We start from the raw sequence: 23748 nt of genomic DNA on the forward strand, positions 1-23748 counted from the left end.
ATGTAAAAACTGATGGATTGCATTGTTAACTGGTGTAGGCTGTGTGCGAATGGTGACACAGGTGTCTCACAAGGATGCGCGACAGCTTTTTCTTCGGGGACTGGCAGGTTGACCCCAAAGCCAACAGCCTGCGCCAGGGCCATAAGGTCAAGCAGGTGGAACCCAAGGCCATGGACGTGCTGCTGCACCTGTGCGGCCTGCCTGGTGAAGTGGTCAGCAGTGAAGACCTGTTAAAACGCTGCTGGCCCGCCGCCGATACCGGCGACAACCCCCTTCATAAAGCCATTACCCAACTGCGCGCCGCCTTGGGCGACAAGGCCGGCCAACCTCATTACATCGAAACCATCCGTAAGCGCGGCTACCGGGCCTTGGCCGAAGTGCGCTTTCCCAGCGGCAGTGAAAAACAGGTTACCCAGGCCGACTGGCAAGGAGGCTCGCCTTTCCCAGGCTTGCAGGCCTACAGCAGCGACTATGCCCAGGTGTTTTTTGGCCGGGGCCAGCAGATCCGGGTATTGCTGGAACGGCTGCACCAGCAGCTGCGATTTGGCCGGGGCTTTTGCCTGGTACTGGGCCCCAGCGGCAGCGGTAAATCGTCGCTCATTAACGCCGGTATCATCCCCAACCTCAGTACCCCCCAGGGCTATAACGGCATAGGCCTGCTCAGCCACACCACCTTGGACCTGGCCGACGTTGGCCAGGGCCGCCTGCTGCTGGATCTCGCCTGCGCCCTGCTGGACTGGGAGCTCGGCGACGCCCCCCTCTTTGACAACGACAGCGCCGACAGCCTGGCAGAACGCCTGCAACAAGACCCCGATGCGGTGCTAGCTCTGCTTAAGGCCAAGCTGCCCAAGGACGGCTACGCCCTACCCCGCTTTGGCCTCTTTATCGACCGGCTGGAAGTGGCCCTGTCGTCACCGCTTTTTAGCCATGACGAGCGCCACCAGTTTATTGCCCTCTTGGAAACCCTGGCCCTAAGCGGCGCCGTGCTGGTGCTGGGGGCGTGCCGTAACGACTTCTACCCCCAGCTGATGGCCTTTGACAGCCTTAGGGCCGGTAAGGGCAACGGCGCCCACTTTGACCTGGCCCCCCCCAGCCGGGCTGAACTGTTGCAGATGATCCGCCTGCCGGCCCAGGCCGCCGGCCTTAACTGGCAAACCGACCCCGACAGCGCCCAGCCCCTGGACGAACTCTTGTGCAGTGACGCCGCCAGCAACCCCGACGCCCTGCCCATGCTGCAATACATGCTCGAACAGCTGTATCTGCGCCGAAGCCCAGAGGGGCAACTGCTGGTCGAGGTCTACCAAGAATTGGGGGGCATTGAAGGGGCTATCGGCAAGGCCGCCGAAGAGGCCATGGCCCAGCTCAGCCCGGCCCAGCAACAAGCCCTGCCCCGGGTGCTGTCAATGCTGGTGACATTGCGGGAAAACGAAGAGTCCGTTACCAGCCGCAGTGCCCGCTGGGCCGATTTAAGCAATGAAGACGAAAAAGCCCTGGTGCAGGCCATGGTGGATAAACGCCTGTTTGTGTCGCACCTGCAACACGGCGAGGCCTGTTTCTCGGTGGCCCACGAGGCGCTGCTGCGCCGCTGGCCCCGGGCCGTCAACTGGATTGGCGAGCATAAGGACAGCCTGGCCTTAAAAGCCCGGCTCCACTACCAGGCCCAGCGTTGGCTGGGGGAAGGCAAAAGCCCGGCCTACCTGCTGGCCCAGGGTAAACCTTTGCAAGAAGCCAAGGCCCTGGCGGCCAACCCGCTATTTACCCTGGACGACGACGCCAGCACCTATCTAGGTGCCTCCAAGGGCCGTGCCAAACGGCGCCAAAGCCTCAGGAACGGCACCCTGGCCCTGCTCTGCGCCCTCACCCTGGCCGCCGCCGGCTTTGGTTTTAAAAGCAACCAGGCCGAAAAACGGGCCACCGCCCAGCGCCTGGCCGCCGAAAACCTACTGGGCTTTATGGTGGGGGACTTTGCCGACAAGCTCAGAGGCATAGGCCGGATGGATCTCTTAGACGGGGTCAGTAGCCAAGCCCTGGCCTACTTTACCTCGTCGGCAGCCATGCAGGACGACAGCCTGGGCTTTGACGGCCGTTTCCAGCACGGCCAAACCCTGGAGGCCATGGGGGAAGTGGCTTATTCCAGGGGCAAAGGGGACGAAGCCAAAAGCGCGTTGCTGGCCGCCCAAAAAGAATTGTTGCCGCTATTAGAACAGCAGCCCGATAACCTGGAGCTTTTAAAATCCCTGGGCGCCAACGCCTTTTGGCTGGGACAGATGCGCTTTGACCAAGCCGACTGGCCAGGGGCCGCCGACTGGTTTGGCCAATATCTTAACTACAGCCAGGCCATGTATGACCTGGCCCCGGAAGATGGCACCGCCCAGATGGAGCTGTCCTACGCACTGAACAGCCTGGGGTCAGTGCAGATGAAGTTGCAGGACTTTGCCGGCGCCCGCAACCATTTTGAGCGTTCTTTGAAATTAAAGGAGCAGGCGTTAGAGCAGGATCCGGAAGATATTCAACGAATGGCGGATGTCATTGATACCCGCTCTTGGCTAGCCAGTGCTGCCAGTGCTGAAGGTAATACTGACGAAGCATTAAGACTTTACAATAAAAATAGCAATGAATTTAAACCAGAATCATTTTCGAAAAATGGTTATATGCTAGAGCGTTTGGCAGCAATTCTTCAACGCCATGCGAACCTACTTTTCTGGAAAGGTTCATTTAAAAAAGCAAATGATGTAATCAATCAAGCATTGGACGCAACTAACTTTGCCTTGGAGCTCGATGGAAATAATAAGTCGTGGGTATCAAATAAAATATCCATTAAAATAAACCAATTTCAGATCTGCTCATATACTGTATGTGAAAGAGAGAACGAAAAGCCGGAAGCGCTCACTAAGTTAGTTTCAGATCAAGCTAGAACGTTAAGCTCTATACGCGCAGAAGAAATAATAGCGCTACTTGATAAAGTTATGGCTATTAGACAAGAGATGATGCCTTCAACGGAAGCACCTGAAAATATGTATGCAGAGAATTCCATCGATAGGTATGAATCTTTATTAAAAAAGGAGCCGGGTAAGCTTGAAGTAGTTCAAGGACTAGGCGTTAGTTACCTTATAAAAGCCGCAAAAATCGACCAAATTGGTAGCCGCTCATTACGTGCTGATTATTGTCAAAAGGCTTTTAATTTGCTCAAACCAGTCGCAAAGGATAATAACGAGCCCAGTCTGATCGCCTCTTATGCAAGAGCTTTAGACTGCAAAAATAAGCTATTTGAAAACAGCAAGCTAATTTCCAAATTAAAGAATATAGGTATACCACCTGAGCTTTACACCATGCCAAGGAGAAAAAGCAAATGACGAACAGCTGGCCAACAAAACACATTAACGTTCACATTACCGGAAATGAGGTCACCGGTTTTAAGTTCCTCTATGAAGATAACAAAGAGAGCTGTGAACAAGTAACTGTCGACGGTCCGTGCTATCTTGAGTACTGCATTAAGGAAAATGGAACTCAACGCGACTATGGATTTAAATTCGATGGCGTGGCATTTTCCAACCCCTTTAACAATGTCATTACCGAAGCGAAAATATCTCCTGATGGTCAAAAAATTAAATTGACCAACCCCTACGATGTAAATTCTTCCACGTCAGAGGATTACAGTGTTGGATTCCAATTTGGATTTAGCTTCACTAATGCTCCATCAGGGTGCAAAGCTAAGAATCTCCTGCTGCTTAGCGCCGATCCTCAAGTGATAAATCAAGGGGACCCGACCATGCCTACACCGGCATGAAACGATAGAAGAGCACTGGCGCAGCCAGTGCTTTTTTTAATCTTATTTAGTATCTCAGTTCTAGACCAAAGGCGTGTGCCAGCGCACCGTATTCCAACCCGAGTCGGGGTTGGCCAGCACCGGGAACAGGGGCTTGAACAGGTTGTTGCAGTTGGACTCGCTGACCGGGGCGTCGCGCCACAGGTGGCGGCCGACGACGTAGCTCAGGGCATATTGCTGCCAGCCGGTAAATTCGGCCTGAATGCGGGGGCCCAGTTCAAACAGGTAGTCCCAGCCTTCCTGTTCGCTGATAAGGCCGGTGTAGCAACCCTGGCGCACTATCATCACCAGCCGTACCAGATCCCAGGCTTTGACACCCACCGACTTCAAGGCGTTGCGGTTACGCATGACCAGGGTTTCCCTTATCTGGTCGGCGGCGTCGGGGTAGAGCTGGCGAAAGCCGTCTTCCGAGAAGTGCATCAGGTTGTGGTAGACCGCCATGTACCTTTCATGGTGACCCCTGTCCCGCAGCCAGTCGAGGGTTTCATACAGGGAGTCGCGGCTGTTGATCTCCCAGTCCCGGTTAAGGGCGTGGCGCCAGCCTTCCACACTCTTTTGGTCGTCCCAGGCCCCCAGGGGCATTTCCATGGTGGGGGCATTGTTGCCGATGGCCATGGGTTCGGCCAGCAACATCAGCCATTGGCGGGCCAGGTTGAGGTCGGTCATGCTTGTGCTCCTTGCTTCAAAGCCGCCAGGCGCTTGGCCAGGGCATTGAGTTCTTTCATGTTCCCCTGCTGCAGGGCGATGGCCTGCAACTTGGCCAGGTTTTCTTCACGCTGGCTATCGTTGTGGGCGATGGAGAAAGCCCGCTCAAAGGTTTCCTTGGCCTCGTCCAGTTGGAAAAGGGCATGGTAAGCCAAGGCCATGCGGTGGGTAGGCCAGTAGGCGTAATAGTTGGTGTCCAGGTAGCGGCCATAGCAGCTGATCACCAAGGGGTAATCCTCTACGTAGAAGGCTGCCAGGCCCATATTGAAGTTGAGCAGGGTGTGGTGAGGGTTCAGTTCCAGGCCCTCTTTGCCGCAGGCCAGGGCCGTTTGCAGGTATTGGTCCTTGGCTCTTGGGGTGATCACCTCGTCGTGGTAATGCAAGTAGCGATGCAGTACGCAGGCCACCAGGCACAACTCGAAATCGCCGGGGCAGATGTCGGCCAAGGGCTGGAAATAAGGCGCGAAGTGCTTGTGGACCACCCTCGGATCCACATCCCAGATGGCCTCGCTCAGCACCAGGGCCTTGATGAGCTCTACCTGGTTTTCACCGGCCTGGGTGTGGCCCTCGGCAATGGCCTGGACGGCCGCTGCACAGTCAGCGGCGCGCTCCAGCTTGTTAAGGGCCAGGGCGTAATAGGTGTTGCCGGTCAGTTGCCGCTGCTCGGCAAGGTCAATCAGGCGCTGGTATTGCTGCAGCTCGTAAAGCAGTTCCAGCTGGTCTTCGAACTGGCTGTTGCTCTGCTCCAGTTGCTGGAAGTGGGCATGGCTGTAGTTGTACTTGAAGATACGGGCCTGGTAGTCGGCGGCGGTAAGGTCCAGCACCTGATCGATAAAGGACAGAGCCTGGCTGTAATAGCCCTTGCCGGCGTAGTACTGAGCATAGAGTTTAAGGAGGTCCGGGTCCTTGCCGCTTTGCTCCAGGGCCGGCCCCAGCAAAGGCGGCATGGCCGAATAGCGCCGCTGCTCCAGGTAGGCGTCGAGCACTACTTTGACCGCTTCCAGCCAGCCTGCCTGGCTGACCCGTTCCGGCGCGGCCACCACGGCTTCAAAGCCGGCGAGAGCAGCCTCGGTGTTGCCGGAGAAATGGTTGATGCGCGACACCAGCAGGGTCAGCTCCATGTCCTGGTCATAAAGCTGGCCCAGCTGCTGGGCGGTGTCGTTGAGCCAGTCAAGGTCGATAGCCTCGGTAAAGCTGTGCAGCACCATGGCGTTACGCCCGGACAGGTAGTTGTAGAGCTGCTGGCCTTCCAGGCCGCTGTCCTTGAGGTAGCTTTCACTCAGCCCCACCCGGCTCAGGTAGCGCACTGTCTCCAGGCTGGAGAACAGCTCTTCGCCCAGGTGGTTTTGGATCTCCAATTCACTGTCGGCAACAAAGCATTCCTGATCGAACAGCTGGTAGACCTCGGCGGGGATCTGCCGGAACTTGGCCAGTACTTCCAGGGCCTTGAGCTGGGCGTCCCTGGCCTTGAGGTTGTTAAAGACCGGCGCCTTGATGAGATCTTGCCAAAAACCCAGCTCCCAGCGGGCGGCCGGGTCGAAGGTCAGGGCCAGCATCACCTGTTCCAGGGCATCCAGGGAGTCGATATCGCTCACTTCCAACTGGCGCCGCTGTTGCTGCTGGGCGTTGTCCAGCTGGGTTTCCAGGGGCTCTTCGGCCGGGGCGTCACCGGCGGCGCCAAGCTGGGCGTGTTTGGCCTCGGCCAGGCAGTCCTGGTAGGCCTGGTTGATCACCTGGAAGCCGGCCGGGTCGTCTTCGGGGTTGGTCTTTTTCAAGAGGGCAAAATAGGCCCTTTTGATCTCTTTTTTCAGGGGGGTAGGCGCAATGCCCAGAATTTCCCAACAGGTCATGGGGCGTCCTTTCCGTGGGTCATGAAATAAACGGGTTAGAGGCCAAGGGCCTGGCGGATAGCCGCCCGGCTCTGGTCTATCTGTTGTTCGTCGTGGCTGCCAAGGGCGGCCGAGAAGGCGTCGATGGACTGGGCCACCTGGCTGCGAAAGTCCCCCAGGGACTCGGCAAAGAGCCGCTCTAGCTCACTCAAGAAGTGAATGTTCGCTTCCTTGTCCCTAGGCAGGATTTTAAGGCCGGCCAACTTGGCGAAGCTGGCTTCGATAGAGGCCTGGTCGGCCAGCAGGCCATCCTTTTCGAAGTAGGCCTTGGCCTGCATGCCGGTGGACTCGATGGTGGTGACCACCTCCAGCACGCCGTCGATGTTGTAGGTGAAAGTCACCAGCAGCCCTTCGAGCTGGTCGTGCTTGGGCAGGGCCAGGCTGTATTGGCCGATGTAGACGTTGTCTTGGGGGCGGATGCTCTCCCCCTGGTAGACCTCGATAACCACGTCTTCCTGGCCAGGGTAGGCGGCACTGAAGCTGCGGGTGCGGCTGACCGGTATGGTGGTGTTGCGCTCGATGATGGGGGAAAACACCAGGTCGCCATTGCCGTTACGGCATTTGACCCCCAGGGTGTAGGGGCAGACGTCGGTGACCACCACGTCTTTGACTTCCTGCTTGCGGGCCTTGAGGGCGCCCTGGATGGCGGCGCCCATGGCAATGGCCTGGTCCGGCTGGTAGCTGGACAGGGGAATGTTGCCAAAGAGCCGCGCCACCTGGCGGTGCAGTACCTTCATGCGGGTGGCGCCCCCCACCAGGATCACCCCGTCGATATCGTCGGCGTCGATGTCGGCGTCTCGCACCACCTGCAACAGGGGCTTTTTCACCCGCTGCAACAAGGGAGTGACCAGGGCTTCAAAGCCTTTGCTGTTGAGGGTGTAGGTTCGTTCCCGGCCGGCAATGTCGATGCTCTGGCTGACAAAGTCCTGCTCCGACAGGGCCTGCTTGATGGTCTCGGCAAAATGGGTGAGCCGTTCCAGGGTAGCCAGGCTCTGGTCCAGGTCGGCAAAGTCGGGGTGGGCCTTGATGTCGTCCAGCAGCGCCTGGGTAAAGTCCAGGCCCCCCAGGTAGTTGTCACCGGCGCAGGCGTGGATCTCAAAGACACCGTCGAACACCTCGATAAGGGAGATGTCCAGGGTGCCGCCCCCCATGTCCAGCACTATATAGGTGCTGTCCAGGTTCTGGGCCTCGTTAAGGCCGTAGGCCAGGGCGGCGGCGCTGGGTTCGTTGATCAGCCTTTCTACCTTGAGGCCGGCCAGTTCGGCGGCCTGGCGGGTGGCTTCCCGCTGGCGGTTGTTGAAGTAGGCCGGCACCGTGATGATGGCCTCGGCCACCGGCTGGCCCAGGTGAGCTTCGGCGTCCGCCTTCAAGGAACCCAGCACCAGCGCCGACAGTTCCACCGGGGTAAAAGCAGTGCCGTTGAGGCTGAAGGTCTTGTCGCTACCCATGTAGCGCTTGAATTCGGCCAGGCTCAGCTCGGGATAGAGGATTTGCCGGTTCTTGGCGACCTTGCCCACCACCAGGGTGTTGTCTTCCAGGAGCGACACCACAGAGGGTGTCAGGTAGTCGCCGTGGCGATTGCGGATAAGTTCGGCGCCTTGGTTGCCAAATACGCTGACCAGGCTATTGGTGGTACCCAAATCGATACCGACGATAAGACGTTCTGTGTTCACACTTGTTCTTCCCTGACTCACTCAAGGCTCCTTTTGGGAACCCGGCGCCCTACAGCTGACGCGGCCACATTATGACGGCATGACCGGCCAATGCCAAACCACTGGCCGCCCTAGGTGGACGCCACAACTCAAGCCAAAGGGCCGGGCACAGCCGTCCCCCAGGCTAAAGCGACAGGCCAACGACCTAACCTAAATCCCTGCCGCCACAAGAAAAAAGCGAACGCCAGGGCCTTTGGCAAGGCCATTTACGCCGGAAGGAAAGGGGAAGATTCCAGAAAAAACATTACAAATCAATCAGTTAAAAAGGAAGGTTAGCAGAAGGCGATATAAGCCCCAGGTTTTTACTATTACCAACGTCGCACTTGCCAGCTACATCGCTACAGGGAGAGAGCCATGTCCTTTCTAATGCCCCAGACGGGGGCAACGGCCAACAGCACCGCCAGGGATGAGTGGAACCTCTTTCATTTCCTTTCGGCTGCCAACGAGGACGATCTGCTGCGCCTTATGCTGGGGCAGATGCAGGAAGCCATGGTGCAACTGGACCAGGACGGACGGGTGATCTTTGCCAATGGCCCGGCGGTGACCCTGCTGGGACCGGCCCACCTGCTGCAAGGCAGGTTTTGGCACCAGTGGCTGGCGCCGCGCTGGCAGGCCCAGATCAAACAGTTGATGCGCCGCTGCCAAGACAAACAGCTGACCCTGGCTCCCACCGAGATGACCCTGCAACTGGGCAAGGGGCGCAGCCTGCCGGTCAGCCTGTCCCTGTCCTACCTGCCGGCCAAGTCTCCCAGCTTTGTGGTGACGCTGCAGGACCTGTCCGCCAGCAAGGCAGAGCTGGACAAGTTGCAGCAACTGGCATCCAAAGACAGTCTCACCGGCCTTGCCAATCGCCGGGTCTTTATCGAGCAACTGGAACAGCAGTGGGACAAGCAGACCCAGAAGCGCCACCCCATCAGCGTGGTGGTGATAGACGTGGACTACTTCAAGCTGTTCAACGACCAATACGGCCACCTGGAAGGGGATAAGTGCCTGCAGCGGATCGCCGCCGCCATTGGCCTTGCCCTGCCCCACCCCCAATGCCTGGCGGCACGTTACGGCGGGGAAGAATTCACCCTGGTATTGCCAGGCTGCAATGGCGACATGGCCTGGCAAGTGGCCAGCGTCATCAGGGAAAGCATCAACCAGTTGGCCTTCCCCGAGTTGGGGGCCAAGGTCAGCGTCAGCCAAGGGATAGCCACCGAGATCAACGGCCAGTTCCGCACCGCCGGAGCCCTGCTGTTCGCCGCCGACACCGCCCTTTACCGGGCCAAGGCCGGCGGGCGCAACAGGGTCAATGCGGCTGGTTAACAAACGTCACTAGAGGGGACGTACCTGCATCAGTGAGTGCAGTACCTTCAGGCCCACCTTGGTGGGCCTTTTTTTGCTTCTATTTCCAGCGCATCAGCAACCAGGCACTGGCAAAGGCCAAACCCAGCACCGTCAGCGGCACCAGCCAGCCTAGCCACAGCCAGGGGCCGGTAAGCACCGCCACCAGGCCATAGGCCCCCGCTACCCACAGGAGCGCCCAGGCCAGGCCGATTTTGCCCAGGTTACGAATGCCGGCCCCCAGGGGCCAGGCAAACAGCAGCATCATCCCCAGGGCGTTCATCAGCCCCCCGGCCAGGGCCGCCAGCAGCCACTGCCAGCCAAGGCTAGCAGGCATGGGCCAAAGGGGGCCACAAAGCAGCGGCAGCCCTATCAATACCAACAGGGCTTTGTTGTCACTGAACCAATCGCGCATCCTACTCCTTGGTGGACATCAGTATGGACAGGGCCTCCAGGCGCTTTGGCTGGTCGAACAGGTCGTTGGTGAACATCAGTTCGTCCACTTCCAGCTCCTGCACTATGGCCTCAAGACGGGCCTTGATGGTAGCAAGGCCCCCTTGCACCGCCAATCCCAGAAAAGCCTGCACCGAGGCCTTTTCCGGCTCGCTCCAAAGGCCGTCCATGTTCTGGACCGGCGGCTTGAGCCACAGCGGCTGGCCACGCATCAATGCCAACACCCGCTGCAACGAGCTGGTGGCCAGGAAGGCGGCTTCGTCGTCGTTGGCGGCAGCCACCAGGGGCAGGCCCAACATCACATAGGGTTTGTCCAGCACCGCCGAGGGCCGGAACTGGCTGCGATAGAGGCGAATGGCGTCGTAAACGAAACGGGGTGCAAAGTGGCCGGCAAAGGCATAAGGCAGGCCGCGCTGGGCCGCCAGCTGGGCACTAAAGAGGCTGGAACCCAACAGCCAGATGGGCACCTGGCTACCTTCCCCCGGCAAGGCCCGCACCGCCCGGCCCGGCTGAGGCGCCCCCAGCAACTGTTGCAGCTCGGCCACTTCCTCGGGGAACTGCTCGGCACGGCTTGGGTCACGGTTCAGGGCCCGGCTGGTGACAGGGTCGGACCCCGGCGCCCGGCCAAGACCCAGGTCGATACGGCCAGGGTAGAGGGCGTCCAGGGTGCCAAATTGCTCGGCCACCACCAGGGGGGCATGGTTGGGCAGCATGATGCCGCCGGAGCCGACCCGGATCCGTTCGGTGCCACCGGCAATATGGCCGATAAGCACGGCCGTGGCGGCGCTGGCTATCCCTTCCATATTGTGGTGTTCGGCCAACCAGAAGCGGTTAAAGCCCAGGCGTTCGGCCTGGCGGGCGTAGTCGAGGCTGTGGGCCAGGGTGGCGGCAACGGTGCTGCCCTGGCGTACCGGCGCCAGCTCCAGCAGGGAAAAGGGAATATCAGCGAGCAACGACATAGGGCCTCCTGTTGATTGGGGCCAGTCTATGCCTGTGGGCGCCAGCTGGCCAGTAGGCACTCCCCTGGGAAATAGTCACCTGAAGGTAACCATGAGCACCTGAGCCTGGCGGGATTAACCCCATAAATACAGACCCTTGCGCCGGAAGTTTAAGAGAAGGCAATGCCATTGACCGCCACCTACCCTTAAAGGCGCAGCAGGCGCCACCGACAGCCCCGGCGCCTAGTTTCCAATGACACCAGAGGACGGAATCATGGCAACAGAAAACAGCTTTAACCTCGAGTCCACCCGCTTCGTCAACACCTACCTGCGTACCGACGGCAACATCGTCAACTGCCAATACACGGCAGGCCCCTGGGAGCGCTGGCAGATCATCCCCCTTGGCACCAAGCCGGGCTTTTTCCTGCAATCGGTGCAGTTTCCCGGCAGCTACCTGTGCGTGTTGCAGGGCATAGTGACCATCACCCACTCAAAGGTTGAGGCCACCGACTTCAACCTGATCCTGTGCGACCCCAACGACACCAGCAAGGTGGCGGTACAGGCCCCCACCGGGCTCTTTGTGACCATCAGCAGTGGCATGAGTGCCTTTAACGGCGCAGGGGGCGGCGCCGTGCAGTTGTTGCCCTTCAGCCCAGAGGCGATATTCGACCTGATGCCGGCCAACTACGGCAACCAACCCCAGGTCAAGCAGGTGGACGTGACCAGCCACCCGCCCATTCCCACCGGCCTCAAGGCCACTTACCTGCAAAACCCCAACAGCCTTGACCCGGCCGACCGCTGTGACGTGCTGGTGTGGAACGAGCTGACCTACTGGGCCTATTCCTATACCGATAACAGGGTAGGCATGGCGATCCTGGCTTACGACGCCAGCAATCAGCTGGTGCAGCGCTGGGACCAGGACGGCGCCCGTTACCTGTGGAAGATCACCGTCGATGCCGACAACCAGACGGTGCAGTTTATCGGCCAGGCTTCCCAGGCCATCACCATGACCTGGGACAGCCTCAAGGTAGGCTAAAACACCGGCATGAAAAAGCCGCCCCTGGGGGCGGCTTTTTTTTCAGGGCATGCCCAAAGCATTGGGCAGCCATAGGGACACGGCCGGGATGTAGGTCACTATCATCAAGAAGCCCAACAGCAGCAGCAGCCAGGGCAAGGCAGCCCGGATGGTCTGGCCCAGGGGCATGCCGGTGACCGCCGAGGTCACGAAGAGGTTGAGCCCCACCGGCGGGGTGATAAGGCCTATCTCCATGTTCACCACCATCACCACCCCCAGATGGATAGGGTCTATGCCCAGCTCCATGGCGATGGGGAAGAGGATGGGCGCCAAAATCAGGATGATGGCCGACGGTTCCATGAAGTTACCGGCAAGCAGCAGCACGATGTTGACGATCAGCAGGAACATCCAGGGAGACAGCCCCAGGCCGGTCACCCACTGGGCTATGGTCTGGGGGATCTGCTCTGTGGTGAGCACGAAGGCAAACACCATGGCGTTGGCGATGATGAACATCAGCATGATGGTGAGCTTGCCGGCGTCCAGCAGCACCCGGGGGCTTTCGCTGACCTTCATGTCCTTGTAGACAAAGAGCGCCACAAAGCCGGCGTACACCGCCGCTACCGCCGCCGCTTCGGTGGGGGTGAACATACCGGTGTAGATGCCGCCGAGGATGATCACCATCAGCAACAGACCCCAGATGGCCTTGCGGCCACTGGACAGCCACTGGCGGAAACTGGCCCTTGGCATGGCCGGCAGGTTCTTCTTACGGGCCACTATGTAGATGGCCACCATCAGCGCCAGCCCCAGCAGGGCCCCCGGCACCACACCGGCCATAAACAGCTTGCCCACCGAGGTTTCGGTGGCCGCCGCGTACACCACCATGACGATGGACGGCGGTATCAAAATGCCCAGGGTACCGGCGTTACAGACGATGCCGGCGCCAAACTCCTTGGGATAACCCGAACGCACCATGCCGGCAATGGCGATGGAACCTACCGCCGCCACCGTAGCGGGGGACGAACCGGACAGGGCCGCAAACAGCATGCAGGCCAGTACCGCCGCTATGGCCAGGCCACCCCGGATATGGCCGACGCTGGCGTTGGCAAAGTCGATAAGGCGCTTGGCCACGCCGCCGCTGGTCATAAAGGCACCAGAAAGCAGGAAGAAGGGAATGGCCAGCAGGGTGTAATGCTCGGAGGTCTCAAAGAGCTTGATCACCAAAGAGCGGATGGAGTCCTGGCTGAAAAAGAGGATGGTCAGGGCGCCGGAAAGGCCAAGGGAAATGGCGATGGGCACACCGATCAGCATCAGCAGGAACAGCATGAAGAACAGGAACAGAATGGTCATTTGTGCTCCTCCCCGTCCACCATGTGCTTGAGGGCGTCACCGGCCTCGTCGGCCAAGCCCAAGCCGCTTTGCAAGCCACGGATAATGCGTACGAAAATCTCGGCAAAACGCAGCCAGACCAGGGCAAAGCCCACCGGCACCACGGCCCCTATGTACCAGAGCTTGATGTGAATTTTTTCCAGATCCTCGGCGTAGAGGTTGGCATTGAACAGGGTGTGGACCCAGTCGAAGCTGGCGTAGCACATCATGGCGGCATAGAGCAGGCAGGCCAGGCAGGCGATGATGGCCAGCACCTTTTGCACCGGTTTGGAGCAGAGTTTGACCACCACGTCGACGCCGATATGGCCGGCGGTACGCACCCCATAGGCCATGCCTAGAAACAGCAGCCAGGCAAACAGGGCCTTGGTCAGGGCCGTGGACCAGGTCATTTCCTGGGCCAGGCCGATAAAGAAGTCCCCCACGTTCAGGAAGAAATCGCTGCTGGCTGTCCATTCCTTGTCGGCCAGCCAGTCAGAGAGATCGTAAAAGGGGGTATAGAGGTTGTTAAGGACCACATAGACGAAGGTCACCAGGGTCATGAATGCCAAAAGGAAGGCGATGGCGCCTTCCTCCAGCTTGGACCAGTATCGGTACACTGCAGCCATTAAGGCACCTTATTTGGCATCGTTGGCGGCAAGGGCGGCATCGATCAGATCGCTGCCGATCTCCCCCTCGAACTTCTTCCACACCGGCTTCATGGCTTTGACCCACTTGGCACGTTCTTCGGGCTTGAGTGCGATGACTTCAGAGGTACCGGAGTCGACCACCGACTGCTTGGCCTTTTGGTTCAGGGCTTCGGCTTCGGCGTTCACCTTGTCGGTGACTTCGTCGAGGATCTTGTCCAGCTCGCTGCGCACATCCGCCGGCAGGCCGTTCCAGAACTTGGTGTTGGTGATCAGCATGTAGTCCAGCACGCCATGGTTGGACTCGGTGATGAACTTCTGCACTTCGTTGAATTTCTGGGAATAGATATTGGACCAGGGGTTCTCGGCGCCGTTGACCACGCCGGTCTGCAGGCCCTGGTAGACCTCGGCAAAGCTCATTTTGCGGGGGTTGGCCCTGATCGCCTTGAACTGCTCGTCCAGCACGTCGGAGGCCTGCACCCTGAATTTCAGGCCACGGGCGTCACGGGGTTCGTGCAGAGCCTTGTTGGCGGACAGCTGCTTCATGCCGTTGTGCCAGTAGCCAAGGCCGGTGATGTTGTTGTTTTCCATGGACTTGAGCAGGCCCTTGCCGGCATCGCTGTGCTGGAAGCGGTCCACCGCCTGGATATCGTTGAACAGGAAGGGCAGGTCAAAGATCTGCAGCTTCTTGGTGTACTGGCCGAACTTGGCCAGGGACGGGGCTATCATCTGCACGTCCCCCAGCAGCAGGGCTTCCATCTCCTTGCCGTCACCGTAGAGGGAGGAGTTGGGGTATACCTGAACTTCCACCTTGCCCTTAAGGCGCTCTTCCACCAGCTTTTTGAACATCAAGGCACCCTGGCCTTTGGGGGTGCTGTCGGCCACCACGTGGGAGAACTTGATGACGATGGGGTCGGCCGCTTGCGCCAGGCCGGCAAAACCGATGGACAAGGCACAGAGCAGTGCTTTGGCAGTGAACTTGAACATAGGGGTTCCTCAATAGGGATGGCCTGGGGCCATTGTTGTTATCTCTAAGGCAACCGCAGGGTTACTTAGTTAACAAGATGGTAGCAGCTTTGCCAGACCCCGAATATTCGACCTTAGGTTAGCCATTTGCGCTGGATCAGGGTTTAAGGTTTCAATATTGGCAAATCCCCGGCTGGCGGCTGCTGATGCCCAAAGAACAACCTTTTGTTTTTATCGAGACCTGTACCCCCAGGCGGGTACTGGAATTGTTCAGTACCAAATGGACCTCCATGGTGCTCTATGCCCTTAAGTGCGGCACCCTGCGCACCGGCGAGCTGCAACGCTGCCTGCCGGGGATCAGCAAGAAAATGCTGACCCAGACCCTGCGCGAACTGGAAGCCGACGGCCTCATCGACCGCACCGTCTACCCGGAAGTGCCCCCCAAGGTGGAATACAGCCTCACCGGCACCGGCCGGCTCTTTATCGAACCCATAGAGATGCTCTACGACTGGGGCCGGCGCCACGAAGGGCTCTTGGGCAGCCTCAAGCTCAGAAGGGGTAAAAGCTGATGTGGCAGCAAAGCCGCCTGACCCTGGCCCCAAGGCCCAGGGGCTTTCACCTGATCACCGACGAGGTGCTGGCCGCCCTGCCCGCCCTTGGCGGCGTCAACACCGGCTTACTGCATGTCTTTATCCAGCACAGCTCCGCCAGCCTGACCCTCAACGAAAATGCCGACCCGACGGTGCGCGGCGACATGGAGCGGCATTTCAATAGGGCGGTGCCCCAGGGCGCCCCCTATTACCAGCACCACTACGAAGGGGACGACGACATGCCGGCCCATATCAAGGCGTCCCTGCTGGGGGCCAGCCTCAGCATACCGGTTGGTAATGGCCGGCTGCTGCTGGGCACCTGGCAGGGGATCTGGCTGGGGGAACACCGCGACCAGGGCGGCAGCCGCCACCTGATTTTGACCTTACAGGGGGAGTGATGGATTTTTCCGGCCTGAACAAGAAGACCGCCAAGTCGTTCAACGACCAGAAGGCATTGATTAAAAAGGTGATGTCAGGGCGCCCCATGGCCTGCCCCCAATGCGGCAAGCCATTGGTACTGCACCCCCCAGGCAGCGCCCAACCCGGCATACGCTGCGCCAAGGGTTGCACCGATATCGCCCTGGAATTCGATTAACGGCTGCGGCTGACCAGGGCCACGCCCCCAAGCACCAAGGCGCCGCACAGTACCAGGCTCAAACTCAAGGGCTCGTCCAGCAGTACCACGGCCCCCAGGGCCGCTATCACCGGCACCGTCAGCTGCACTGTGGCAGCAGTGGCGGTGCTGAGCTGTTCCCTAGCCCTATACCAAACCGCATAACCCAGGCCCGAGGCCAAGGCCCCGGACAGCACAGCATAAACGCTGGCCCCCCAGTCCCAGCGCAGCCAGGGCAAGGCCAGCAGGCTCAGGGCCAGGCCAAGCAAGGCGGCCCGGCGAAAATTACCGCCGGTGGCGGCCAGAGGATCGCCCTTGCCTTTACCCAGCAGGGAATAAGCCCCCCAGCCAGCCCCGGCCAGTAGCATCAGCAAGGCCCCTTGCCAGGGCGGGCGCTGGGCACCGGGCAACAGCAAGGCGCCCAGGCCAAACACCGCCAGCCCCAGGCCCAGCCATTGCCACCAGGCCAGCCGCTCTCCCCGCCACAGGGCACAGCCGAGCATGGTCAGCTGCACCGCCCCAAACAGCAGCAGGGCGCCGGTGGCGGTATTGAGCTGCACATAGGCAAAGGAAAAACCGGCGGCGTAGACAAAGAGCGCCAGGGCCGAAGGCCAGTCACCACTGCCGCGAGGGGCCTTGCCCTTCAGACCCAGCAGCAGCGCCAGCATTAGGGCGCCGGACACTAGCCGCACCGTGGTAAAACTGGCCGCGTCCAGGGCGCCGCCCTTGAGGGCCTGGCGGCACAGTAGGGAATTGCCGGCGAAGGCCAGCATGGCCAGGGCCGTCCAGCCCCAGGCTCCCAGGGCCACCCGGCTCATGCTCCCCCCAGCAGCTGATGGCCCCAAAGCCCCAGCCAGTAGCCGGCCACGGCCCCCAGGGGCGGACCCCAGTGGTTACGTAGCTTGGCCTGCGGGGCTATGTCGCCAAAGGTCAGGTAGAGAATGCCGCCACCGGCAAAGAGCATGATGCCTCCCAAGATACCGCCCGCCCCGGACAGGAAAGTATGGCCAAGCCAGGCAGACAGGGGCCCCAGCAGCACGAAGAGGGCAAAGAGGGCCAGGATACGGCGGCTACGCAAGGTGCCCAGCTGGCGCAGTTCACGAAAGGCATTGAAGCCTTCCGGCAGGTTTTGCAGGGCGATCAGCAAGGCCAGTAACAGCCCCACCTCGGTGTTCTCGGTTAGCATGGCCCCCAGGGCCATGGCCTCTGGCACAAAGTCCATCAGCATCGCCACCAGTTGGGCCATGGACCCACCCCGGCGCGCCAGCCAGGCGTCCAGCCCCATAAAGGCCAGGCCGCCCAGGGCAAAACAGGCGCTGCCCCAGCCAAAGCCCAGGGCCGCCATGCCCTGGGGCACCAGCACCAGGGTCACCGCCGAGATCAAGACGCCGCCGCCGAAGGCCACCACGCTGTGGCGCAGCTCTTCGTCCAGCCAGCGGGGCAAGAAACGCTCAAAGGTGGCCAGCCAGCCGCCAATCAGGATGGGCAGGCCGGCCAGGGTCGCCAGCAGCAGGGCATCGGTCATCAGATCCAGTCCCGATTCTTGTTATGGGTCAGTCAGTTGACTCAGCAATACCACAAAAGCCCCGCGCCTCACAGCGCCCGGCTCAGGCCGCCACAAAGCTGCCGTGAAAGCCCAGGGGCAGCACCCTGTCCATGTGGGCCATGGCGATGGGGCCACCGGCCAGGTTGGCCAGGTCCAATACCGCCAGGCCGCTCTGGCGGCGCCGGTAATCCAAGAAACTGTGCAGCAGGTAGCCCTGGCCCGCCTTGGCGCCGGCCTTGGCAATAAAGCGCGGCTCTTCCACCACTATCCCCGGGCCATAGACATGGCGGTGCACCTGCTGGCGCAGCGGATCGTAGGCCACCAGGGCGTCGCTGAGCAGGGACTGTGCCTGCCCGGAGCTACCGGCCCCGAACACCCAGCCCTGGTGCTGGGCCTGGCGCCAGTCTCGGCCGGGAAACTCCATGTCCAGGCCGCTGTCCCATAAATCCACCTTGCCACTGGCCAGGTTGACCCGAAATTGGGCCAGGGTGGCTTGGCTGGCCTGGCTTTGGCCGGTGGCCAGCAGCTCCTTCATGCCGCTGAGCATCATGCTGGCATCCCGGTAGCGGCACAGGGTCACCCACAGCTCACCACCTCTTTCTTCGGCACCGGCGAAATGAAAGGCAAAGCTGGCCGGTACCTCCAGGGTGCGCACCAGTTCCAGGCTGTGCTTGTCCACCAGCAGCAGCTGGCTGGGGCGCTGGCCCTGCCAAGCAAAGCCCTCCACATAGGTGCGGCCCCCTTGGTAAACGCAGGAGCTATTGAGCAGCACCAGGTAGCGGTCGCTGGCGGCAAAGTCGTGCATATAGCCGCCAAAGGGCAAGGCCAGCAGCTTGCTGTTGCGAAGGCGGCCGTCCGGGGCCAGGTGGTAGAGCATCACGGCGGGCTCACCGGCAAAGGGGGCGGCGCCGAAGTTAAACAGGCTGCCGTCCTTGTCGCGGATCGGGTGGGCAGAAAAAGGCATATGTTCCAGCCCCGGCGCCCAGGTGCGCTGGCCCAGGGTGGCCAGGCTGTCCGGGTCCAGCTCGGTGGCCGAGCCCCCTTCCCACAGGGCCAGCAGTTTGCCAGCAAAGGGGATGACGTTGATGTTGGCGGTATTGATGTCGTCATTGGTGCCCATAGGCACCTCGGCCTGGCGGTAGGTGCCGGTGGCAGGTAGCAAAAAGCGCCCAGCCTTTTGCTCCTTGAGAAATTTGGGGGTGCGCACAAAGCGGCCCTGGTGGCTGGCCTTGGCGCCGTCCAGGCGAAAGGCCTGGACCATGCCGTCGCCGTCAAACCAGTGCTCATTACGCTCATTGCCCCTGGCCATCAAGGCCGGGCCGTTGCGATAGAGGGTGCCCCTAAGCTCGGCGGGAAAGCGTCCTTGCACCTTCATGGCCAGGGGCTGCTGGTCCTCGGCCAGGCCCATAAAGCCCAGCAGCCAGGGGGCCTGGCGCAGGCGCCGGGCAAAGGCCGCCGTAGCTGATTCTGCCGCCAAAGCCAGGGGGCAACCGCTGGCCAGGGCCAGCACCGCCAGGGATTGCAGAAAAGCGCGCCTTTCCATGACCCCCTCCTAGCGCAGGTGGATGGTCAGCGCCGCCGTTTCGGCCGGGTCGAAGCCCGCCTCGGCAAAACTGGCCGGGCCGAAGCGGCCGCCGTTGTTACTAAAGCCATAGGGTTCGATGGGGATCCCCACCGGGTTGCGGTCATGGACGCCGTTACCGTTGATGTCCTGGTAGACCTTGATGCCATAGCGGCCCGCCGGCAAGGACCCTAGGGCAAACTGCACCTGCTCCCCGGTAACCTGATGGATAAGGGACACCACCGGCGCCCGGCTGGCGTCAAAATCGGCCTGGCCCTTGAACAGCACCAGCATCAGCGCCCCCTGCTGGGCCTGGATATTGTCGACGGTGACTTGCAGCGTTTGGGCCTGGGCGCCGGTGTTAAGCCCCAGCAGCAGGGTTAAAAAAGCAGGACTGAGCAGTTTCATGGTGACCTCCTTGGCAAATGAACAAGCCCTAGCCTAGGCAAAGGCCAGCTGGACCACAGGTGCCAAAAGTCACGATCTGCCCCCCTGGGCCCCTTTTGCCTTGGCAAGGCGGCCCCGGCCGCTGCTATGCTGCACCGGCATTGTTCAGCCAAGGAAAGCACCCTGATGAAAAGGGAAGAGGCACTGTTGCTGGCCAGCGGGGTGATCACCTGGGCCCTGGTCAGCTACCTGGCCTATCTGCAAATGCGCCACCAGGGCATCGCCCTGTGGCAGCTCTGGTCCCACGGGATTTTCCTGGCCCTGTTCCTGCCGGTGGCCGCCCGCCCCGGCCAAAGCGATTTGCGCCGCCCGGCCTGGCGCCTAGTGCTTGTATTGCAAGCCGCCGCCGCCCTGGCGGCCATTGCCACCCTGCCCCACAGCCTGACCCCAATCCTGTTGGTGATCTGGGCCGCCCAGCTGCCCGGCGCCTGGCCTGGCGCCCAAAGTTATGTTGCCCTGGCCCTGGTCAACCTGCTGGCCTTTTTGGCCCTGACCGGCCAGGCCCCGGACCTGCTCACCGCCCTTATCTACTGCGGTTTTGAGCTCTTTGCCCTGGGGAGCGCCAAGGCCAAGCAGCAGCTGGCCGAAGCCAACCAGCTATTGCAGGTCAGCAACCGCCAGCTGGCCGCCACCCGCTCCCTGCTGGCCCAGAGTGCCCGTTTCCAAGAGAGGAGCCGTATCGCCCGCGACCTGCACGACAGCATAGGCCACAGCCTCACCGCCCTTAGCCTGCAATTGGAAGTGGCCAGGCACCAGGCGGCCCCGGACCAGCAGCCACAGCTGGCCCAGCTCAAGGCCCAGGTCAGCGACGCCCTGACCCAGGTGCGCGCCATAGTCCAGCAGATGCGCAAGGACACCGACACCGATCTGGTGCCCCCCCTTCAGGCCCTGGCCGATAAGCTGCCCGGGGTTACCCTGGCCCTGCCGCCGCAGCTGCAACTGCCCAGCCTGGCCCTGGCCGAGCAGGTGCTCTACTGCCTGACCGAAGGGGTCAGCAACGCCCTTCGCCACGGTAAGGCCACCCAGCTGTCCTTGGCCCGGGACGGCGCGGCCCTGGCCCTGACCGACAACGGCAGCGGCCCCAAGGCGGCAGCCTCGCCAGGCAGCGGCCTGGCGGGCATGGGGGAACGGCTGGCCCCCTTTGGCGGCAGCGCCCGCCTGGACCCTCTGCCGGGGGGCGGTGCCCGGCTTACCCTTTGGCTGGGAGCACAACATGATTAGCGTGGGATTGGTGGACGATCAGGCCCTGGTACGTAGCGGCATCGCCGCCCTGATTGGCCTGTCCGGCAAGGCCGAGGTGCGCTGGCAGGCGCAAAACGGCCAGCAGGCCTTGGCGCTACTGGCCGAGACGCCGGTGGACATGCTGGTGAGCGACATCCGCATGCCGGTGCTGGACGGCATCGCCCTGGTCAAGGCCCTGAGGGCTGCCAACCAGGCCCTGCCGGTGCTGATGCTCACCACCTTTGACGACAACGACCTGTTCCTGGCCGCCCTTGGCGCCGGGGCCAACGGCTTTTTGCTAAAGGACGTGGAGTTGGCCCGGCTGGTGGAGGCCATCGAAAAGGTGGCCGCCGGCGGCTTGGTGGCGGAGCCGGCCCTGGTCAGCCAGGTTAACCCCCAGCTGGCCGAGGGGCCCAGGCCCGAGCCCCTTAGCGACAAGGAAAAACAGGTGCTGCGGCTGGTGGCGGGGGGGCTGTCTAACAAGGAAATCGCCGAACTGGTATTCCTGGCCGAAGGCACGGTGAAAAACCACCTGTCCACCATCCTTGGCAAGCTCCATTGCCGTGACCGCACCCAGGCGGTACTTAGAGCCCTGCACTGGGGCCTGATATGAAAAGGCCCGCTTGCGCGGGCCAGGTCAGACGAACTCGTACTTCACCCGCTGGGCGATATTGCACAAGAGCTCGTAACTGATGGTACCGGCGTGCTGGGCCACCTCTTCCACCGGCACCCTGGGGCCCCAGAGTTCCACTTCGTCCCCTACCTGCTCGGCCGCCGCCGGGCCAAGGTCGACGGTGATCATGTCCATGGACACCCGGCCCACCAGGGGCACCCGGCGCCCGTTCACAAAGACAGGAGTGCCGGTCTTGGCATGGCGAGGGTAGCCGTCGCCGTAGCCCATGGCCACAACGCCGATCACCGTGTCCTGCTGGGCGGCCCAGGTGGCGCCGTAACCGACGGTTTCACCGGCCTTGAGGGGTTTGACAGCAATCAGGCTGGAGACCAGGCGCATCACCGGTTTGAGGTCAAAATCGCGGGCCTCCCGGCCGTCCATGGGGCAGGCCCCGTAGAGCATGATGCCGGGGCGCACCCAGTCGAAATGGGCCGCCGGCAGGCTGAGAATAGCGGCCGAGGCGGACATGGAGCAGGGGCCGGGCCAATGACGGGCCAGGGGCAGGAAGTTGTCTATCTGGGCCTGGTTCAGGGGGTGGCCGGCTTCGTCGGCGCAGGCAAAGTGGCTGATAAGGCCCACTTGCGCTTCCACCTTGCCGGTGGCCTTGAGGGCCTCCAGGTAGGCCGGGACCTCGGCCGGGGCCAGGCCGATACGGTGCATGCCGGTATCCACCTTGATCCAGGCCTTAAGGGGCCTTGGCATGGCCACTGCCTTTAGCATGTCCAGCTGCTGGGGGGTGTGGAACACCGCCTGCACCCCTTCGCTGGCCATTACCGGCAGGTCGGAGGCGTTAAAGCAGCCTTCGAGCATCACCAGCGGCTGGGTAATGCCGGCGGCGCGCAGCGCCAGGGCCTCGTTGAGGCGAGCCACGGCAAAGGCGTCGGCGTCCCCCAGGGCCTTGGCCACCGTCACCTGGTTATGGCCGTAGCCGTTGGCCTTGAGCACGGCAATGACCTTGGCCTGGGGAGCATGGCGGCGCACCACGCCGAAATTGTGGCGCAGCGCCTTGGTGTCGATAACCGCAGTGGCGACTTTCATACAGCTTAGTAATCGTCCTCGAAGGCCGGGCCGGCGTAGTTGTCGAAACGGGAGAAGTGGCCTTGGAAGGTAAGGCGCACCCGGCCTATGGGGCCGTTCCGCTGTTTACCTATGATGATCTCCGCCGTGCCCTTGTCGGTGGTTTCCGGGTGGTAGACCTCGTCCCGGTAGATGAACATGATAAGGTCGGCGTCCTGCTCGATAGAGCCCGATTCGCGAAGGTCCGAGTTGACCGGGCGCTTGTCGGCCCGCTGCTCCAAGGAGCGGTTAAGCTGGGACAGGGCGATTACAGGGCATTCCAGCTCCTTGGCCAAGGCCTTGAGAGAGCGGGAGATCTCGGCGATCTCCAGGGTCCGGTTGTCCTGCATGCCGGGCACCGTCATCAGCTGCAGGTAGTCCACCATGATCATGGAAATGCCGCCGTGTTCCCGGGCGATACGCCGGGCGCGGGAGCGCACTTCGGTAGGGGTCAGGCCGGACGAATCGTCGATGTACATTTTGCCCTTTTCCATGAGCAGGCCCATGGTAGAACTGAGCCGCGCCCAATCCTCGTCGTCCAGCTGGCCGGTCCGGATCTTGGTTTGGTCGATGCGGCCCAGGGAGGCCAGCATACGCATCATGATCTGTTCCGAGGGCATCTCCAGGCTGTAGATCAGCACCGGTTTGTCCTGGGTCATGGCCGCGTATTCGGCCAGGTTCATGGCGAAGGTGGTCTTACCCATGGAGGGACGGGCCGCCACTATGATGAGGTCCGAGCCCTGCAGGCCGGCGGTCATCTTGTCCAGGTCCTGGAAGCCGGTGGACACGCCGGTGACGCCGTCATGGGGCTGGCCGAACAGCTTTTCGATACGGTCGACGGTCTTTTCCAGGATGCGCTTGAGGTTCTGGGGGCCTTCGTTGGCGTTGGTGCGGCTCTCGGCTATTTTAAAGACCTTGCTCTCGGCCATATCCAACAGCTCTTCGGAGCGGCGGCCCTGGGGGTCAAAGCCGGACTCGGCAATCTCATTGGCCACCCCGATCATCTCACGCACCACCGCCCGTTCACGGACAATCTCGGCGTAGGCATGGATGTTGGCGGCGCTGGGGGTGTTGCGGGCAATCTCCCCCAGGTAGGCAAAGCCGCCGGCCTCTTCCAGGCACTTGTCACTCTCCATCTGCTCGGAGACGGTGATCAGATCCAGCGGCTTGTTTTTCGCCATCAGCTGCGTCATGGCCTTGAA

The 23748-nt window shown here is 61.3% G+C and carries 23 protein-coding genes; 9 read left to right on the forward strand and 14 right to left on the reverse strand.

All coding sequences use genetic code 11. From position 1 onward, the window contains the following. Positions 1-74: 74 nt before the first annotated feature. Both B3C1_RS10105 and B3C1_RS10110 read left to right on the forward strand, forming a co-directional pair. On the forward strand, positions 75-3353 hold the full coding sequence (locus B3C1_RS10105) for an nSTAND1 domain-containing NTPase (RefSeq protein ID WP_008484630.1): 3279 nt from the start codon (positions 75-77) through the stop codon (positions 3351-3353). Beyond that, a complete protein-coding gene (locus B3C1_RS10110; RefSeq protein ID WP_008484631.1) occupies positions 3350-3787 on the forward strand; it encodes a DP-EP family protein in 438 nt (145 codons plus the stop codon). Before B3C1_RS10105 ends, B3C1_RS10110 begins: the two co-directional genes overlap by 4 nt. A 60-nt stretch (positions 3788-3847) precedes the next feature. Here the strand turns inward: B3C1_RS10110 and B3C1_RS10115 are convergent, their stop codons facing one another. The 3 genes from B3C1_RS10115 to B3C1_RS10125 are packed head-to-tail and all read right to left on the reverse strand — an operon-like array spanning position 3848 to position 8093. Continuing rightward, positions 3848-4492 carry a DUF1266 domain-containing protein gene (locus B3C1_RS10115; RefSeq protein ID WP_008484632.1) on the reverse strand — a complete coding sequence of 215 codons (645 nt, stop codon included), beginning with the start codon at positions 4490-4492 and terminating at the stop codon, positions 3848-3850. Further along, positions 4489-6381, reverse strand: coding sequence for a J domain-containing protein (locus tag B3C1_RS10120; protein WP_008484634.1), 1893 nt, complete (start codon positions 6379-6381; stop codon positions 4489-4491). Before B3C1_RS10120 ends, B3C1_RS10115 begins: the two co-directional genes overlap by 4 nt. Positions 6382-6416: 35 nt before the next feature. Next, positions 6417-8093 (reverse strand): Hsp70 family protein, encoded by a 1677-nt coding sequence (locus B3C1_RS10125; RefSeq protein ID WP_008484635.1) that lies wholly within the window; start codon positions 8091-8093, stop codon positions 6417-6419. A 393-nt stretch (positions 8094-8486) separates the two neighbouring features. On the opposite strand from B3C1_RS10125, the gene B3C1_RS10130 reads away from it, so the two are divergent. Continuing rightward, a complete protein-coding gene (locus B3C1_RS10130; protein ID WP_008484636.1) occupies positions 8487-9440 on the forward strand; it encodes a sensor domain-containing diguanylate cyclase in 954 nt (317 codons plus the stop codon). A 79-nt stretch (positions 9441-9519) separates the two neighbouring features. Here the strand turns inward: B3C1_RS10130 and B3C1_RS10135 are convergent, their stop codons facing one another. Together B3C1_RS10135 and B3C1_RS10140 are read right to left on the reverse strand one after the other, a co-directional pair. Continuing rightward, positions 9520-9873, reverse strand: a complete 354-nt coding sequence (locus B3C1_RS10135; protein ID WP_008484637.1) for a hypothetical protein — start codon at positions 9871-9873, stop codon at positions 9520-9522. A 1-nt stretch (position 9874) separates the two neighbouring features. Beyond that, a complete protein-coding gene (locus B3C1_RS10140; RefSeq protein ID WP_008484638.1) occupies positions 9875-10870 on the reverse strand; it encodes an LLM class flavin-dependent oxidoreductase in 996 nt (331 codons plus the stop codon). A gap of 253 nt (positions 10871-11123) precedes the next feature. Between B3C1_RS10140 and B3C1_RS10145 the strand changes: the two genes are divergently transcribed. After that, positions 11124-11885 (forward strand): fascin domain-containing protein, encoded by a 762-nt coding sequence (locus B3C1_RS10145; RefSeq protein ID WP_008484639.1) that lies wholly within the window; start codon positions 11124-11126, stop codon positions 11883-11885. Positions 11886-11927: 42 nt separating this feature from the next. On the opposite strand, the gene dctM is transcribed toward B3C1_RS10145, so the two are convergent. Genes dctM through B3C1_RS10160 form a run of 3 tightly spaced genes read right to left on the reverse strand, consistent with a single transcriptional unit; the run spans position 11928 to position 14860 of the window. Next, a complete protein-coding gene (gene dctM / locus B3C1_RS10150) occupies positions 11928-13211 on the reverse strand; it encodes a C4-dicarboxylate TRAP transporter large permease protein DctM (protein WP_008484640.1) in 1284 nt (427 codons plus the stop codon). Next, positions 13208-13855: a TRAP transporter small permease gene (locus B3C1_RS10155; RefSeq protein WP_008484642.1), complete on the reverse strand. Its 648-nt coding sequence runs from the start codon at positions 13853-13855 to the stop codon at positions 13208-13210. The genes dctM and B3C1_RS10155 overlap by 4 nt, the downstream gene beginning before the upstream one ends. Before the next feature lie 9 nt (positions 13856-13864). Then, positions 13865-14860 (reverse strand): TRAP transporter substrate-binding protein, encoded by a 996-nt coding sequence (locus B3C1_RS10160; protein ID WP_008484643.1) that lies wholly within the window; start codon positions 14858-14860, stop codon positions 13865-13867. A 185-nt stretch (positions 14861-15045) separates the two neighbouring features. Between B3C1_RS10160 and B3C1_RS10165 the strand changes: the two genes are divergently transcribed. From B3C1_RS10165 to B3C1_RS10175, 3 genes are read left to right on the forward strand one after another with little or no spacing between them, the layout of a single operon-like run. Beyond that, positions 15046-15408 carry a winged helix-turn-helix transcriptional regulator gene (locus tag B3C1_RS10165; protein WP_008484644.1) on the forward strand — a complete coding sequence of 121 codons (363 nt, stop codon included), beginning with the start codon at positions 15046-15048 and terminating at the stop codon, positions 15406-15408. Next, positions 15408-15827, forward strand: a complete 420-nt coding sequence (locus tag B3C1_RS10170; RefSeq protein ID WP_008484645.1) for a secondary thiamine-phosphate synthase enzyme YjbQ — start codon at positions 15408-15410, stop codon at positions 15825-15827. Before B3C1_RS10165 ends, B3C1_RS10170 begins: the two co-directional genes overlap by 1 nt. After that, on the forward strand, positions 15827-16024 hold the full coding sequence (locus tag B3C1_RS10175; protein WP_008484647.1) for a hypothetical protein: 198 nt from the start codon (positions 15827-15829) through the stop codon (positions 16022-16024). The genes B3C1_RS10170 and B3C1_RS10175 overlap by 1 nt, the downstream gene beginning before the upstream one ends. On the opposite strand, the gene B3C1_RS10180 is transcribed toward B3C1_RS10175, so the two are convergent. The 4 genes from B3C1_RS10180 to B3C1_RS10195 form a co-directional block, all read right to left on the reverse strand. Then, entirely contained in the window at positions 16021-16860 is an 840-nt protein-coding gene (locus B3C1_RS10180; protein WP_008484648.1) for a DMT family transporter, read from the reverse strand. The two genes, B3C1_RS10175 and B3C1_RS10180, sit on opposite strands and share 4 nt — an antisense overlap. After that, positions 16857-17567, reverse strand: coding sequence for a ZIP family metal transporter (locus B3C1_RS10185; RefSeq protein WP_008484649.1), 711 nt, complete (start codon positions 17565-17567; stop codon positions 16857-16859). Before B3C1_RS10185 ends, B3C1_RS10180 begins: the two co-directional genes overlap by 4 nt. Before the next feature lie 82 nt (positions 17568-17649). Next, positions 17650-19131: a carotenoid oxygenase family protein gene (locus B3C1_RS10190; RefSeq protein WP_008484651.1), complete on the reverse strand. Its 1482-nt coding sequence runs from the start codon at positions 19129-19131 to the stop codon at positions 17650-17652. A 9-nt stretch (positions 19132-19140) separates the two neighbouring features. Then, the gene (locus B3C1_RS10195) at positions 19141-19557 is read right to left on the reverse strand and encodes a DUF2141 domain-containing protein (protein ID WP_008484652.1); all 417 of its coding nucleotides are present in this window, start codon (positions 19555-19557) and stop codon (positions 19141-19143) included. A gap of 165 nt (positions 19558-19722) precedes the next feature. Between B3C1_RS10195 and B3C1_RS10200 the strand changes: the two genes are divergently transcribed. Next, positions 19723-20817: a sensor histidine kinase gene (locus B3C1_RS10200; RefSeq protein ID WP_008484653.1), complete on the forward strand. Its 1095-nt coding sequence runs from the start codon at positions 19723-19725 to the stop codon at positions 20815-20817. After that, entirely contained in the window at positions 20810-21430 is a 621-nt protein-coding gene (locus tag B3C1_RS10205) for a response regulator (RefSeq protein WP_008484654.1), read from the forward strand. Before B3C1_RS10200 ends, B3C1_RS10205 begins: the two co-directional genes overlap by 8 nt. Positions 21431-21454: 24 nt before the next feature. Here B3C1_RS10205 and alr read toward each other — a convergent pair whose 3' ends face one another. Together alr and dnaB are read right to left on the reverse strand one after the other, a co-directional pair. Then, positions 21455-22528, reverse strand: a complete 1074-nt coding sequence (alr, locus tag B3C1_RS10210) for an alanine racemase (RefSeq protein WP_008484655.1) — start codon at positions 22526-22528, stop codon at positions 21455-21457. A 5-nt stretch (positions 22529-22533) separates the two neighbouring features. Then, on the reverse strand, positions 22534-23748 hold a 1215-nt coding region (dnaB, locus tag B3C1_RS10215), incomplete at its 5' end, for a replicative DNA helicase (RefSeq protein ID WP_008484656.1).

The organism is Gallaecimonas xiamenensis 3-C-1 (assembly GCF_000299915.1).
Classification (GTDB): Bacteria; Pseudomonadota; Gammaproteobacteria; order Enterobacterales; family Gallaecimonadaceae; genus Gallaecimonas; species Gallaecimonas xiamenensis.